12 protein-coding genes are annotated in these 12,571 nt (G+C 74.7%); 6 read left to right on the top strand and 6 right to left on the bottom strand.

Features of this window, described 5'->3' with window-relative positions:
* The first annotated feature begins 64 nt into the window (after nucleotides 1-64).
* Nucleotides 65-1,597 (top strand): oligosaccharide repeat unit polymerase, encoded by a 1,533-nt coding sequence (locus tag DTL70_RS06895; RefSeq protein WP_114021096.1) that lies wholly within the window; start codon nucleotides 65-67, stop codon nucleotides 1,595-1,597.
* On the opposite strand, the gene DTL70_RS06890 is transcribed toward DTL70_RS06895, so the two are convergent.
* The 3 genes from DTL70_RS06890 to DTL70_RS06880 all read right to left on the bottom strand — a co-directional run bounded on the left by DTL70_RS06890 (nucleotide 1,551) and on the right by DTL70_RS06880 (nucleotide 5,955).
* Complete coding sequence (locus DTL70_RS06890; RefSeq protein WP_114020963.1) at nucleotides 1,551-2,771, bottom strand: MATE family efflux transporter; 1,221 nt, start codon at nucleotides 2,769-2,771, stop codon at nucleotides 1,551-1,553. The genes DTL70_RS06895 and DTL70_RS06890 overlap by 47 nt on opposite strands.
* Before the next feature lie 161 nt (nucleotides 2,772-2,932).
* The gene (locus DTL70_RS06885; protein WP_114020962.1) at nucleotides 2,933-4,612 is read right to left on the bottom strand and encodes a lipopolysaccharide biosynthesis protein; all 1,680 of its coding nucleotides are present in this window, start codon (nucleotides 4,610-4,612) and stop codon (nucleotides 2,933-2,935) included.
* Nucleotides 4,609-5,955, bottom strand: a complete 1,347-nt coding sequence (locus DTL70_RS06880; protein ID WP_245979073.1) for a glycosyltransferase — start codon at nucleotides 5,953-5,955, stop codon at nucleotides 4,609-4,611. Before DTL70_RS06880 ends, DTL70_RS06885 begins: the two co-directional genes overlap by 4 nt.
* Nucleotides 5,956-6,156: 201 nt before the next feature.
* On the opposite strand from DTL70_RS06880, the gene DTL70_RS06875 reads away from it, so the two are divergent.
* A complete protein-coding gene (locus tag DTL70_RS06875) occupies nucleotides 6,157-6,618 on the top strand; it encodes an FAD synthase family protein (protein ID WP_114020960.1) in 462 nt (153 codons plus the stop codon).
* Here DTL70_RS06875 and DTL70_RS06870 read toward each other — a convergent pair.
* A complete protein-coding gene (locus DTL70_RS06870) occupies nucleotides 6,587-7,333 on the bottom strand; it encodes a CDP-alcohol phosphatidyltransferase family protein (RefSeq protein WP_114020959.1) in 747 nt (248 codons plus the stop codon). The genes DTL70_RS06875 and DTL70_RS06870 overlap by 32 nt on opposite strands.
* 110 nt (nucleotides 7,334-7,443) lie before the next feature.
* Between DTL70_RS06870 and DTL70_RS06865 the strand changes: the two genes are divergently transcribed.
* Nucleotides 7,444-8,442: an SCO2278 family lipoprotein gene (locus DTL70_RS06865; protein ID WP_484421897.1), complete on the top strand. Its 999-nt coding sequence runs from the start codon at nucleotides 7,444-7,446 to the stop codon at nucleotides 8,440-8,442.
* A 62-nt stretch (nucleotides 8,443-8,504) separates the two neighbouring features.
* Here the strand turns inward: DTL70_RS06865 and DTL70_RS06860 are convergent, their stop codons facing one another.
* On the bottom strand, nucleotides 8,505-9,443 hold the full coding sequence (locus DTL70_RS06860; RefSeq protein ID WP_114020958.1) for a bifunctional DNA primase/polymerase: 939 nt from the start codon (nucleotides 9,441-9,443) through the stop codon (nucleotides 8,505-8,507).
* 225 nt (nucleotides 9,444-9,668) lie between these two features.
* Here DTL70_RS06860 and DTL70_RS06855 point away from each other — a divergent pair, with 225 nt between their 5' ends.
* Nucleotides 9,669-10,637 (top strand): glycerophosphodiester phosphodiesterase, encoded by a 969-nt coding sequence (locus tag DTL70_RS06855; RefSeq protein ID WP_342776463.1) that lies wholly within the window; start codon nucleotides 9,669-9,671, stop codon nucleotides 10,635-10,637.
* A 23-nt stretch (nucleotides 10,638-10,660) separates the two neighbouring features.
* Here the strand turns inward: DTL70_RS06855 and DTL70_RS06850 are convergent, their stop codons facing one another.
* Nucleotides 10,661-11,269 carry a TetR/AcrR family transcriptional regulator gene (locus DTL70_RS06850; RefSeq protein ID WP_114020957.1) on the bottom strand — a complete coding sequence of 203 codons (609 nt, stop codon included), beginning with the start codon at nucleotides 11,267-11,269 and terminating at the stop codon, nucleotides 10,661-10,663.
* A gap of 151 nt (nucleotides 11,270-11,420) precedes the next feature.
* Here DTL70_RS06850 and DTL70_RS33430 point away from each other — a divergent pair, with 151 nt between their 5' ends.
* Together DTL70_RS33430 and ddaH are read left to right on the top strand one after the other, a co-directional pair.
* Nucleotides 11,421-11,594 carry a DUF6243 family protein gene (locus tag DTL70_RS33430; protein WP_181860818.1) on the top strand — a complete coding sequence of 58 codons (174 nt, stop codon included), beginning with the start codon at nucleotides 11,421-11,423 and terminating at the stop codon, nucleotides 11,592-11,594.
* Between the two features lie 145 nt (nucleotides 11,595-11,739).
* Nucleotides 11,740-12,546 (top strand): dimethylargininase, encoded by an 807-nt coding sequence (ddaH, locus tag DTL70_RS06845; protein WP_114018515.1) that lies wholly within the window; start codon nucleotides 11,740-11,742, stop codon nucleotides 12,544-12,546.
* Nucleotides 12,547-12,571: the final 25 nt, after the last annotated feature.

The following is a 12,571-nucleotide window of genomic DNA, read 5'->3' as shown; positions in this document are numbered from 1 at the left end:
CACGGCGCTCGGGGGCACGGCGCTCGGAGGCACGGCGCTCGGGGGCACGGCGGGGGCGGGGAGCATGAGCGCGCCTGCCGGCACCGCCGCGCCACCCGACCACCTCCCCTCCCCCACCGCCCCGCGCGCCGTCCTCTCCCGCGCCCTCGCCATTCCGCTGGTCGCGGCGCTCGTGGCGGTGCTCCCCGCGGCGGTCGCCACCCAGCCGGGCCCTGGATCCCACGACGCGGTCTACTGGTTGCAGACGGCCACCTGCGCGTACGCGGGCACCCGCCTGGCGGCCATGGTGCTGACCGCGCACCGGCGCCTGATCCAGGGCGCGTTCTGGCTGTTCGGCTACATCGCGATGGGCATCGCACCCCTGGCGCAGACGGTGCTGGACCGCACACCCACACCGGTGGTGGGCCCGCGCGCGGACACGGTGCTCGCCTCGGCGCTCGTCCTGGCCGGGATGGTGGCCTTCGACGTGGGCGCGCTGGTGGCGCGGCACCGGCCACCGCTGCGCGGCCGCATGCGGGAGCGCCGCAGGCCGCACGCGCGGGTCCACACCCGGCGCCTGTACGCGCTGTGCGCGCTGGCACTGGCGTGCAGCGGCCTGCTGATCGGCACACTGGGCGGACCCGCGGTCTTCTTCTCCAACCGCGAGGAGATCAGGGAGAGTCTGGGCGCGGCGAACGCGGAGGCCGCCTCGCAGGCGGGCTCGGCGTTCCTGCGCGGTTTCGGCACCGTGCCGGCGCTGCTGGCGCTGCTGTTCCTCACGCGCTGGCTGGTCGTCTCCCGGGCGGCGCGCCGCCGCCCGCTGGTGCCCGTGCTGTGGCTGGCGATGCTGGCGCTCAACGTCGTTGTCAACAACCCGGTGTCCAACCCGCGCTACTGGTTCCTGACGGTGCTGTTCTCGTTGCTGTTCACCGCGTTCCCGCGCAGCCCCGTGATGTACCGGGCCGCGCTGGCCACCGGGGTGGCGATCGCGCTGGTCGTCTTCCCCTTCGCCGACCGGTTCCGCTACGAGGAGGGCACAGAGCGGCCCAGCCGGTCGACGGACTCGCTGCTGGAGCCGCTCACCATGAAGGACTACGACCAGGTGGGCATGGTCGCCAACACCGTCACCTTCGTCGGCTCGGGCGAGGGACACAGTTTGGGGCGTCAACTGAGCGGCACCGCGCTGTTCTTCGTGCCCCGCTCGGTGTGGAAGGACAAGCCCCACGACCCGGGCACCCGCGTCGGCACGTGGATGGGGATGCCCTACCCGAACCTCTCCTCCCCGCTGTGGGCGGAGCTCTGGCTCGACTTCGGCCCTTACGGCATGGCGCTGGGCTTCGCCGCCGTCGGCTACGGTGCCGCGCGCGCGGACCGGCGGTACGCGCGGCGCACGGCCGAGGACGGCGCCGCCGCGGCCGCCCACCCGGGTGGGCCGCGGAGCCGGGCCGGTCCTGGCAGCATCACGGCCGTCGTCGTGCCCCTCGTCGCCGGGTACAGCTTCATTCTGCTGCGCGGCTCGCTGCTCCAGGGCATGGGCCGGGTGGCCATCGCCGCGCTGTGCGTCCTGTTCGTCACGACGCTTCGCGAGGACCGCCGGGCGCGGCGCTCGCCGAGGTGAGGACCCCGGCCTCGGCCCGCTCCCCCGCACGCAGCACCCGCGCGGCCCGCGACCAGCTCGCCGCGCACTTCGCCACCGAGCCCGCGCACAGCCCCCAGGCGGCGCCGAGCACCCCGCCGAGCGCGTACCCGCCGAGCATGCAGCCGACGGACGCGAGGGAGAAGACGAGCTGGATCGGCAGCGTGGTGCGCGGACGCAGCACCCGCAGGGCCAGCAGCCCGCACGTGCCCAGCGCCATCGCCGCGTACTGGCTGCCCGTCGCGGGCAGCAGCCGGGACGCGGCCGACCACGTGTCGCCCAGCAGCGCCCGCCCGTACGCGCCGGGCAGCAGCACCAGCACCGCCGTCCACGCGGCCGCCGCCACGGCCAGCACTCCTCCGGCGGCGCACGCGGCGCGGGCGGCCCGCCGGTCGCCGCCGGCGCGGTGCAAGAGCGGAGGGCCGAACCCGGTGGCCGCGTTGAACAGGACGTTCAACGGGCCGTAGAGCGTGGCCGCGCCGCGCAGCGCGCCCACCGCGAGCGGGTTCGCCACCAGCCCCAGGCCGATGATCGCGAGCTGCGTGCCCGCGTTGCCGACGCCGAACTCCACGGCGAACCTGCGTCCCAGATGCCCGGCGCGCAGATAGCGGGCCGGGTCCTGGCCCGCGCCCCGGGTGTGCCGGCGCAGCAGCAGCGAGGCCGCGGCGAGTGCGGGCAGCGTGGCCAGCCCCCAGACCAGCAGCAGCCGGTGCGCGCTCGCGCCGTGCGGCTGGACGGCCAGCGCGGGCACCGCCACCACCAGGCGGAGCAGGTCGGCGCCGAGGGCGTGGTGGGGGCGGTGCAGGGCGGAGAAGGCGTAGCGGGTGGTCTCGTGGGTGAGGACGAGCGGCAGCACGAGCGCGAGTGCGGCCAGCGCCGTGGCCGTTCCGCCGCCGCCGGCGGCCCACAGCGCTGCCGCCGTGGGCAGGCCGAGCGCGGCCGAGGCCGGTGCGGTGAACGCCACCGCCGAGCGGCACGCTCCGGCGACGCTGGTCGGGTCGCCCTTCTCCAGGACGAGGGCCTGGCCGACGTACGCGACGGTGAGTCCGAGCACGACGGTGAAGACGGTGTAGACGAGGGAGAACGTGGCGAAGGCGTGCACCGTCGACTGGCGGGCGGCGACGACGAGCACGGCGATGTTGGTGCAGGCCGCCACGCCCTGGTCGGCGACGCTGCACGCGAGGGCGGCCGTGCGGGTGGGCCGCCCTCGCCGCGGGGTCCCCGCTTCCGCCCGCCCTCCCGTTCCGCCCCGGCCCCCCGGGGCTTCGCGCTCGGTCCCTGGCCGTCGCTCGGGGCGCCGCGCTTCCCCGGGCTCCGTCACCGGCCCGTCACGCGCAGGGCGACACCCTGCCGGGTCAACTCGGTCTCGCGCGGGCCCGCGTGGGTCCTGCGCGCGGGCGACGAGGGCGGCGGCGCCGCACCGCCGCGCGGGGCGGCGGGCCCCGCGCCCTCCCCGTGCAGCAGCGCGCCCAGCACGGAGCCGCCCGCCCCCGCGACGAGTTCGCGCACGCGCGCGAGGTCGTCCCGCCGCACCTCGCGCGGGTCGCACACGATGAGCACGCAGTCGACCCGGTCGATGAGCGCGATGGCGTCGGCGTACGAGAGGACGGCGGGGGCGAGGACGAGCAGCACCCCGTCGCGCTCGTCGGCGTGCCCTATCAGCTGGGTGACGGCGGAGGAGGTCAGCGCGCGGGAGACCTTGCTGACGCGGTAGCCGGGGACGAGGTCGAAGACGCCGGACTCGCCCGCGTCGATGGGGATGCGGTGCCCCGCGGGCCAGCCGATGGTGCCGTGCCCGGGGGCGCGGGCCCACCCCGGCTGGATGCCGTCGGCCTGCCGCAGCCGTTCGGTCAGAGAGGGGGTGCGCAGGTCGGCCTCCAGGAGCAGCACTTCCCTGCCCATTTCGGCGAAGGAGGCGGACAGGTTCACGGAGGCGGCCAGTGCGGTGGCGATACCGCCGCGCGGCGAGACGACGAGGACGCGTCGGCGGCGCGCGAACGTCTCGTCGTAGGCCAGCCGGAAGGCGACCGAGCGGTACTCCTCGGCGAGCCGGCCGTCGGCCAGCAGGGAGCGCCGCTCCTGGCGGCGGCCGCGGCGCCGGCGGCGCGGCAGGGTGCCCAGGACGGGGGCGTGCAGGGCGCGCACGACGTCGCCCGGGGTGCGTACGGCCGGGTCGAAGACGAGCCGTACCCAGGCGGCGAGCAGGCCGAGCCCGACGCCGACGGCGGCACCGAGCCCGAGCATCAGCGGCAGCCCGGGGCCCGACGGGGCGGTGGGCTCGGCGGCCTCGGTGACGACGCGGCCCGGTGTGGTGTCCTCGGCGCGCAGGTCGCTGATCCGGCCGTTGATCTCGGCGATGCGGCTGACGACGGAGGAGTGCGCGGACAGGGTGCCGTCGAGCGCTCCCTCCTTGCCGGACGAGGCGATCTCCTCGGCCAGCCGGTCGCGTTCCTTGGTCAGGGGTGCCCGCTGCTTCTCGTAGCGGTCGACCATGTCGGCGACGCGGTCGGCGGCGTCCTTCTCGCGGTTGTCGAGGTAGGCGTGTGCGAAGGCGTCGGCGCCGCGTGCGGCGGCGCCCGGGCTGTGCGCGGTGTAGGCGAAGCGGAGCATGCGGGTCTCGGGCGGGTTGGTGACCTGGAGGTCGTCGAGCAGCCGGGCGGGCTCCGCGCGGGTGTCCAGGGTGCGGGCCGCGCGCTCGGCGACGACGCTGCTGGAGGCGGTGCGCCGCTCGGAGCCCATGCTGATCTCGCCGGCCGAGGTGCTCTCGCCGCTGCTGTCGGTGGGCAGCGGGCGGACGGTGATCTCGGTGGTGGCGGCGTAGGAGTCGGCGCCGCGCAGGCCGAGCCAGCCGCCGCCGAGCAGCCCGAGGACGACGCCGAGCGCGATGAGCCAGCGGTAGCGCAGGAGTTGGCGGAACTGGTCGCGCAGCAGGTCGGGTTCGTCGTACGCGGGCGAGCCCGCCGCTTCGTCGGCCGGGTGCCCGTCACGGGTGGTCATGCCGCGGCGCCTTCCCCGCGGGCCGCACCGCGCGCGGCGGGCGCCCCGGATCTCGCGGGCCGTCTTGCGCGCCGTGGCCGTGCCCGTCGCATCCTGAGTGCCTCTTCCAGCAGGTCGGTGAGGCGGGCCAGGCCCGCCTCGCGGCCGAGGTGTCCTGCGGCGTAGTCGCGGCCTGCGCCGCCGAGCGCGGCGGCGCGCGCCGGGTCGGCGGCCAGGGCGCGGGCGGCGGCGGCGAGCGCGGCCGGATCCTCGGGCGGTACGAGGAGTCCGGCGGCGGAGCGGCGCACCTCGTGCGCGGTGCCGCCTTCGGCGGCGACGGAGGCGAGGACGGGGCGTCCCGCGGCGAAGTAGGAGGTGAGCTTGGACGGCACGCTCATGTCCAGGACGGAGGCCCGCTGGGTGACGGCGAGGGCGTCGGCGGCCGCCAGGACGTCGGGGAAGTCGGCCTCGGCCGCGGGCGGCAGCAGGTCCACGTTGGGCAGCGGGGCTGCCCGTTGGGCGAGGCGGGCGCGCTGGTTGCCCTCGCCCATCAGGACGACCCGTAATCCGGGGGCCAGGCGGGCCGCCTCGATCAGGACCTCCAGGCCCTGCTTGAGCCCCATGTTCCCGGAGTGCAGCACCACCGTCTCGTCCTCGCCCCAGCCGAGCCGGGCCCGGGTGGCGGCACGGGCGCGTGTGGGCGGGGCGATGTGCGTCCAGTTGGGAACGGTACGCACCCGGGCCTCCTGCACGCCCAGCGCGGTGACACGGGCGGTGAAGCTGTCGTGGATGACGCCGACGAGCGCCGCGGAGGCGAGGACGCGGCGTTCGATCCCCGCCGCGAGCGCGGCGGCGCGGTCGCCGCCGCGGATGCCGCTCTGGGCGGCCGCGGCCCCCATCAGGTCCTGCACGACGGGGACGAACGGCACCCCGGCGGCGCGGGCCAGCCGGGCGGCCAGCACGCCCCCGGCGAGGCTCGGCAGCTGCGCGACGACCACGTCGGGTCGGCCCGCGAGGCGGGGCGGGGCGAGCAGCCCGTGCGCGAGGATGGACGTCTCGTACAGCGCCCGCCGCGCCGCGGTCTGCCGGGGCGGGACGGTGTGCCTGCGGCGGTGGACGCGTACCCCGCCGCGCACTTCCGTCGCCCGCCACACGCCCCGCCAGGCGGGGTCGGTACGCCAGGCGGGGTAGTGCGGCATCCCCGCCAGGACGTGCACCTCCCAGCCGTCCCGTGCCGCCCAGTGCTCGGCGAGTTGCGCCGCGTACGGCCCGATGCCCGCCTGCTCGGGTGCGTAGTTGGTCGACACCAGCAGCACCCGGCGTGCGGGCGCGGCGAAGCCCTTCACCATGGAAATCCCCCCCATACGTCCGCCTCTCGTTTCCCCTGAGAGCTCCCCCCGCGTCCCCCTCCGGCAGGGTAGCGCCTGCGGTGCGCGGTTTCCCCAACATGTCCCCGTTTCCTGCGGGTTGTGGTTGCATGCAGCGATGCGACCCGCGGCCGTGCAGGGCGGCGGGGCACCGCCCGGCCGCCGCCGGGGAAGGCACACGTCCTGGGGGGACCAGCCATGACGCACACCGTGGGCTACGCGCCCGGCGCCTACGACCTCTTCCACGTCGGCCACCTCAACCTGCTGCGGCACGCCCGCGCACGCTGCGACTACCTGGTCGCGGGCGTGGTCTCGGACGAGATGGCCGAGCACGCCAAGGGCAGACCCCCCGTCATCCCGCTCGTCGAACGCCTCCAGATCGTGCGCAGCATCCGCTTCGTGGACGCCGCGTTCGTGGAGACGGTGCCGGACAAACTGGTCACCTGGCAGCAGGTCCGCTTCGACGTCCTGTTCAAGGGGGACGACTGGCGGGGTACGCCCAAGGGCGACAGGCTGGAGGCGGACTTCCGTACGGTCGGCGTCGAGATCGTCTACTTCCCGTACACCATGCATACCTCCTCCACTCAGCTCCGCCGCGCCCTCGACGCGCTGGCCGGACCCGAGCCCGTCACGCCCGAGTCGGCGCGGACAGCTCCCTGAACCACTTGCCGCCGAACGCGACGAGGAACAGCGCGTAGCACCCGAACAGCACGGCATAGGCGGCCCGGAACAGCTCCGGGCCGCCCAGCAGCAGGAACAGCAGGCAGAAGACGCCGTAGTCGACCGGCAGCAGCGCCACCGCGCGCCACGTCGAAGGGGGCCGCGCCGCACGCGCTCGCCCGCCGCGGGGCCGCAGCTTGTCGGTGAGCAGCCCGCCGAAGAACACCAGCACCGCCACCAGTTGGAAGGCCAGCGGCAGCACCAGCCAGCCCTCGCCGGGCAGTGCGCCGAAGCGGTGGAAGGAGATCAGCACGGCGGCGTGCACCGCCACGATCTTCGCGCAGTCCACGACGTGGTCCAGCCACTCGCCCGCCGGGCTGCCACCGCCGCGCAACCTGGCCAGCTGCCCGTCCGCCGAGTCCAGCGCGAACCCGACGACGAGCGCGGCCCAGACCGCCACCCCCAGCCCCCACGAAGGCCGCACCAGCGCCACGGCCGCGATCCCCGCGAAGCTGCACACGGCGCTCGCCAGCGTGACCAGGTTCGGCGTCAGCCCCACCCGGTGCGCGGCGGCGGCCAGGACGCGGCCGAGAGGCCGGTTGACGTACCGCGAGTAGAGGGACACCCCCCTCGATGTCTTCTGCGCGGCCCGTAACGCCGAAAGAGCGGTACGGAATCCCCCCGAGGGCGCGTCCGCTCGTGTGGTCGACGACATGTGTCCCCCTCGCTCGGTGTGCCGCGCATACTGTGCCAGGCACCGCGCGAGGTGCCACACCCCGCAAGGTAGGGTCACGTTCGCCGACAGCACCGGGAGGGGTCGAACAGGTGAAGGGGACGAGGACTCGGGGGCCCGCGCGCATACCGTTGGCGGCGACCGTGACGGCGGGGGCGCTGCTCGCCTCGCTGACCGGCTGCGTCACCGTGCACGGTGAGAGCGCCGTGGTCCCCTCGCTGAGCAAGACCGAGGCGGCCGACGTCCTCGCCGCGTTCGTGAAGAAGAACAACCGTGCCAACACCGCCTACGACGTCGAACTCAACGCGACGATCGAGACCGGCGCGCTCGGCGCCATCGACCAGGCGGGGCTCACCTCGCGCAAGAAGGTCAGGCCCAAGGGCAACCCCGACTACCACCGCCTGAAGCTGACCGACACCCGCTACCTGATCCCGGAACAGGCGGGCTGGCCCAAGTTCTTCGTCACCGACTCCCGGAGCAACCGCGAAGGGCAGGGACGCTGGCTGTTCGTCTTCCAGCGCGACCGGGCCGACGGGCCGTGGAAGGCCTCCTACCTGTCCGTGATCGACACCGACGCGGTGCCCGAGTTCGCCGAGGACGAGCACGGCCACGTGAAGACCGTCCCGGTCGCCGGCGGCGACGCCGGACTGACCGTGCCGCCCGACGAGCTGAGCCGGCGGTACGCCCGCTACCTGCAGGAGGGCGCGGGCGACGACTTCGCCGCGGGTCCGCACACCAGCGAGCAGCGGGAGGAGCGCGTCGAGGAGGGGAAGCGCAAGAACGTGCGCAACGAGTTCGCCGACCAGGCGGCGAAGCCGCCGCGGTACGCGCCCTTCGGGCTCCGCACCGAGGACGGCGGCGCCCTGGTCTTCTTCGCCACCCGCCACCACCACAAGCAGACACTGCCGCGCGGCTACCACCCCGACATCAAGAACCCCCTGGTCAAGGCGTTGATGAAGGGGAAACCGAAGCAGTCGGTCACCTATGTGCGGATGTCGGAGCAGGCCGTGACCGTTCCGACCAAGAAGTCCAACGGCAAGGTGACCTTCCTCAGCCGCGTCGAGGGCCTGACCTCAGCGCACGGCAGCTGAGCCCGGCGCACCAGTCCCCGCGCCACCGGCCCGGCCCCGCGGTCCCGGGCGGAGCGCGGCGCTCAGCGCGCCGGCCAGGGCGCCCGCTCCTCCAGGCCGTCCACGGTGATGGCGTACTCCGCGCAGGCGTCGGTGAGGGTCTCCAGGAGCGTGAGGGGTTCGGGAAGCTGCGCACCGGAGACGGGAGGCCGCAGCCAGCGCACCCCCTCGTCCTGGTCGGGCAGCCGGGAGGGCGGCAGCAGCACGTAGCTGCCCCGGCAGTGCCAGCGCAGCCCGGGGTGCTCCTCCATCGTCTCGGGGTGGCTGTCCAGCTCGCAGGGCCACCACTCGTCCTCGTCCTCCGGCCTGCCCCGGGTCCTGGTGAAGAAGAGCATCCGGTCCTCGCCCAGCAGCGCGACGGGTCCGAGCACGGGTTCGACGGCGGCACCGGGTCCGGATCCTGTGTCGTCACCGGCGGGTGCTGAGCCCGCGCCCTCGGCGTCACCGGAGTGGGCCTCGCCGCCCGGGGCGCCGTCCGCGTCGGCGCGCTCCCGCTCCTCCAGCCGGGCCAGCGCCGCGTACCCGGCTTCGGCGGGCACGTCCAGGACATCGTGGGCGCGGCCCGTGGCGGTGATGAAGTTGGCCTGGGGTTCGGCGCGCAGCCAGCGTTCGATCTGGGGGCGGTCGGTGGTGGCCTGGGTCTGCCAGGCGAAGGAGACGGGGTGCCGTCCCGGGGTGGGGCAGCCGATCCGTACGCAGGAGCAGCCGTATCCGGAGGGGTGGGCTGCCGGGGCGAGGGGGAAACCGGCCTCGGCGGCCGTGAGCAGGAGGTCCGCGCGCTCTTCGGCGGCCTCGCCGGCGCCCGCGGCCGCTCGGCCGCGTGGTGACCAGCGGCGTGACCGGGGCGCGCGCCCGTAGGCCGACCGCGCGGGGGATGCGGGGGAACCGTCGCCGCCGCGCGCGGCTTCCGCCCGGGTGGCCCGGCGGCGCAGCCACTGGGCGATCCTGCTCTCGCGTTCCATCTACCGCCTCACTCCGCGACTGTGGTGCCAGGGCGCATCGTGCATTCCGAGGGTACGCAGCGCGTCGGCGCGCTGAGGGGGAATCCGCGGATCACGGATGACTCCCCCTATCCTGCGCTGCCCATCGCGCGATCGGGCACGCGGGGTCGGCCGCGTCACTCGTGAGGACCACCCGGCCGGGCGTCCTGCCCGGCGGATCGTCCGGGTCCCCCCTACCTTGGGTCCATGGTCACAAAGGCGGCTTTCGTCCCTATGGTGCGGTTGGTCCCCGTGGCGCTCGCGGTCGCGCTGGCCGCGCCTGCGGTGGGGACCGACGAGGCGACGGCGGCGACGGCGACGGCGACGGCGGCCGAAGCCTCCGGGGCGGCCGGGACGGCGGGGGCCGCGGCGGGCGGCCGGGCACGGCCGGGGCCCGAGGGGGGCGGTGCGGACAGCGACGGCGGGGCCGACGCAAGGCTGCCGGGCACCCCCCAGCTGACCGGCACGACCGTCACGGCGCACCGGGGCGGCGCCAAGGAGGTGCCGGAGAACAGCATGCAGGGGCTCGCCGCGACGTTCCGGCGCGGCTACGCGCGGGTGCTGGACACCGACATCCGGCAGCTGCGCGACGGCACGCTCGTGGCCATGCACGACGCGACGCTCGACCGCACCACCGACAAGCACGGCAAGGTCAGCGCGCTGGACTGGAACGACTGGCAGGACGTCCGGATCACCCCGCAGCGCGGGCTGCCGGGACACTGGCGCCCCGAGCGGCCGCCGTCGGTGCGCGAGATCCTGGAGCGGTTCGGCGGGAAGGGCCTGCTGATGCTGGAGCTGAAGGACCCGGCCGGGCTGCCGCGGCTGGCGCGGCTCATCCGGGAGCGGCACCTGTCCCACTCGGTGCTGGTGGAGTCCAACGATCCCCAGGTCGCCGAGCGGGCGCACACACGGGGTCTGCTGACGGCCGTGTGGCGCTCGGCGCGGCAAATGGCCGAGGACAGACCGGAGCGCTGGAAGCCGTACGTGACCATGCTCAGCGTCGACCACGAGACGGCCGACCGGCACGTGCGCAAGGCGGTGCGCTCGGGCATCACATACGTGTGGTCGCACACGGTCAACAGCCGCGCCGACCGCGACCGGATGCTGAAGCTGGGCTGCGAGGGCATCGTCACCGACAAGCCGGGCAGCCTGGCACCGGCGGCCGCCCGTCCGTAGGCGGGCGGCGGCGGGGGGCGGCGTCATCCGCGGGGCGCGAAGGACCGCAGCGCCATCTCGACCAGACGGTCGGTGAACTCGTGGGTGAGCGGACCCGAGCGGGTGAGCCAGCGCTGCTGGAACGGGCCGAGCAGCATCTCGACGGCGAGGCCGAGATCCAGGCCGGGGTCGATCTGGCCGGCCTCCTGCCCGGCGCGCAGCCGCCTGACGTAGACCTCGAGGCCGGGTTCCTGGAGCCGGGCCACGAACTGTTCGGCGAGGGCGGCGTCGGCGGCGGAGGCGACGGCCAGCGCGCGGTAGGGCGCCTCGAACGCGGCGTCGGAGAACTCGTCGGCGGTGGCACGCAGCACGGTCTTGAGGTCGGCCTCGATGTCGCCGGTGTCGGGCAGGCCGCCCTGGTAGTCGTCGTCGTGGACGACCTCGGTGAACGCGTCGAGCAGTACGGCCGCCTTCGACGGCCACCAGCGGTAGATGGTCTGCTTGCCGACGCCCGCCCGGGCGGCGATGGCCTCGATGGTCAGCTTCGGGTACCCGACGTCCCCGACGAGTTCCATGCTGGCCCGCAGGATCGCCTTGCGGGAGCGCTCGCTGCGGCGGGAGACGTCGGGGGTCTTCGCGGTCGCGGGTGACATGGCTCGAATCTAGCAGCGAACAGAGACGAGACGAACCGTCTTGACAAGACGAGGCGTCTCGCCGCACCCTCGGAGGGCAACAAGGCGAGACGGTACGTCTCGACCCCGTTGCCTGACGGACCACCCGTCGACACGACGAGAGGAGACACTCATGAGCAAGGGACGCGGCGGAAAGATGCTGGGCGTCGGCGGGACCCGGTCCCACCTGTCCCGCACGCAACTGCGCGGCAACGGCGGGCACGGCGGCCACGGCCCCGGCGGCACCGCCGACCCGCTCGCCCAGAAGCGCGAACTGCTCCGCAGACTCCGCGAGTCGCGCGACTGAGACGGAACTGAGGCGGGATGCCGGCGAGCGCGCCCGCACAACAGGGCCGCTCCGGCGCGCAGTTGTCCGACTGCCCGCGCAAAAGGGCTCCTCAGGGGGAATCATCGGCATACCGCATCGTGTGCACCACCCTGAGGAGCCCGAGATGTACGCAACCCGTCGCTATCTGATGTGCCCTCCGGTCCACTTCCGCGTCACGTACTCCATCAACCCCTGGATGGACCCCGCCAAGCCCGTGGACCTGCCCCTCGCGCTCGCCCAGTGGGAGGCGCTGCGCGACCGCTACCGCGCGCTCGGACACACCGTCGAGCTCCTCGACCCGGTGCCGGGCCTGCCCGACATGGTGTACGCCGCCAACGGCGCCACCGTCATCGAGGGCCGCGTGCTGGGCGCACGGTTCGCCCACCCCGAACGCGCCGCCGAAGCCCGGGCCCACCGCGCCTGGTACCGCGCGCACGGGTTCGGCGACGTCACCGAACCCGCCCACATCAACGAGGGCGAGGGCGACTTCGCCGTCACCGCCTCCTGGCTGCTGGCCGGGCGCGGCTTCCGCAGCAGCCCGCTCTCCCACGGGGAGGCGCAGGAGTTCTTCGGACGGCCCGTCATCGGCCTCGACCTGGTCGACCCCCGCTACTACCACCTCGACACCGCGCTGTGCGTCCTCGACCCGGACACCGAGGACGTGCTCTACCACCCGGCCGCGTTCTCCCCCGGCAGCCGGGCCGTGCTCGCGCGGCTGTTCCCCGACGCGCTGCTCGCCGACGAGTCCGACGCGCTCGCCCTCGGCCTCAACGCCGTCAGCGACGGCCACCACGTCTTCCTGCCAGAAGCGGCCACAGGCCTCTTCGCACCGCTGCGCGCCCGTGGTTACGAACCCGTACCCGTCGCACTCACCGAACTGCTCAAGGGCGGCGGCAGCGTCAAGTGCGTGACGGCCGAACTGCGGCCGTGAAGGGTCGACGGTGCCGGTGCCGGTG

It is taken from the genome of Streptomyces diacarni (genome assembly GCF_003323715.1).
Lineage (GTDB): Bacteria > Actinomycetota > Actinomycetes > Streptomycetales > Streptomycetaceae > Streptomyces > Streptomyces diacarni.
This window is presented reverse-complemented; position numbering and strand designations above follow the sequence as displayed.

Coding starts and splice junctions, on each gene's coding strand:
- DTL70_RS06895 (WP_114021096.1), top strand. CDS start 65: ATGAGCGCGCCTGCCGGCACCGCCGCGCCACCCGACCACCTCCCCTCC.
- DTL70_RS06885 (WP_114020962.1), bottom strand. CDS start 4,612: ATGACCACCCGTGACGGGCACCCGGCCGACGAAGCGGCGGGCTCGCCC.
- DTL70_RS06880 (WP_245979073.1), bottom strand. CDS start 5,955: ATGGGGGGGATTTCCATGGTGAAGGGCTTCGCCGCGCCCGCACGCCGG.
- DTL70_RS06875 (WP_114020960.1), top strand. CDS start 6,157: ATGACGCACACCGTGGGCTACGCGCCCGGCGCCTACGACCTCTTCCAC.
- DTL70_RS06870 (WP_114020959.1), bottom strand. CDS start 7,333: ATGTCGTCGACCACACGAGCGGACGCGCCCTCGGGGGGATTCCGTACC.
- DTL70_RS06860 (WP_114020958.1), bottom strand. CDS start 9,443: ATGGAACGCGAGAGCAGGATCGCCCAGTGGCTGCGCCGCCGGGCCACC.
- DTL70_RS06855 (WP_342776463.1), top strand. CDS start 9,669: ATGGTCACAAAGGCGGCTTTCGTCCCTATGGTGCGGTTGGTCCCCGTG.
- DTL70_RS06850 (WP_114020957.1), bottom strand. CDS start 11,269: ATGTCACCCGCGACCGCGAAGACCCCCGACGTCTCCCGCCGCAGCGAG.
- DTL70_RS33430 (WP_181860818.1), top strand. CDS start 11,421: ATGAGCAAGGGACGCGGCGGAAAGATGCTGGGCGTCGGCGGGACCCGG.
- ddaH (WP_114018515.1), top strand. CDS start 11,740: ATGTACGCAACCCGTCGCTATCTGATGTGCCCTCCGGTCCACTTCCGC.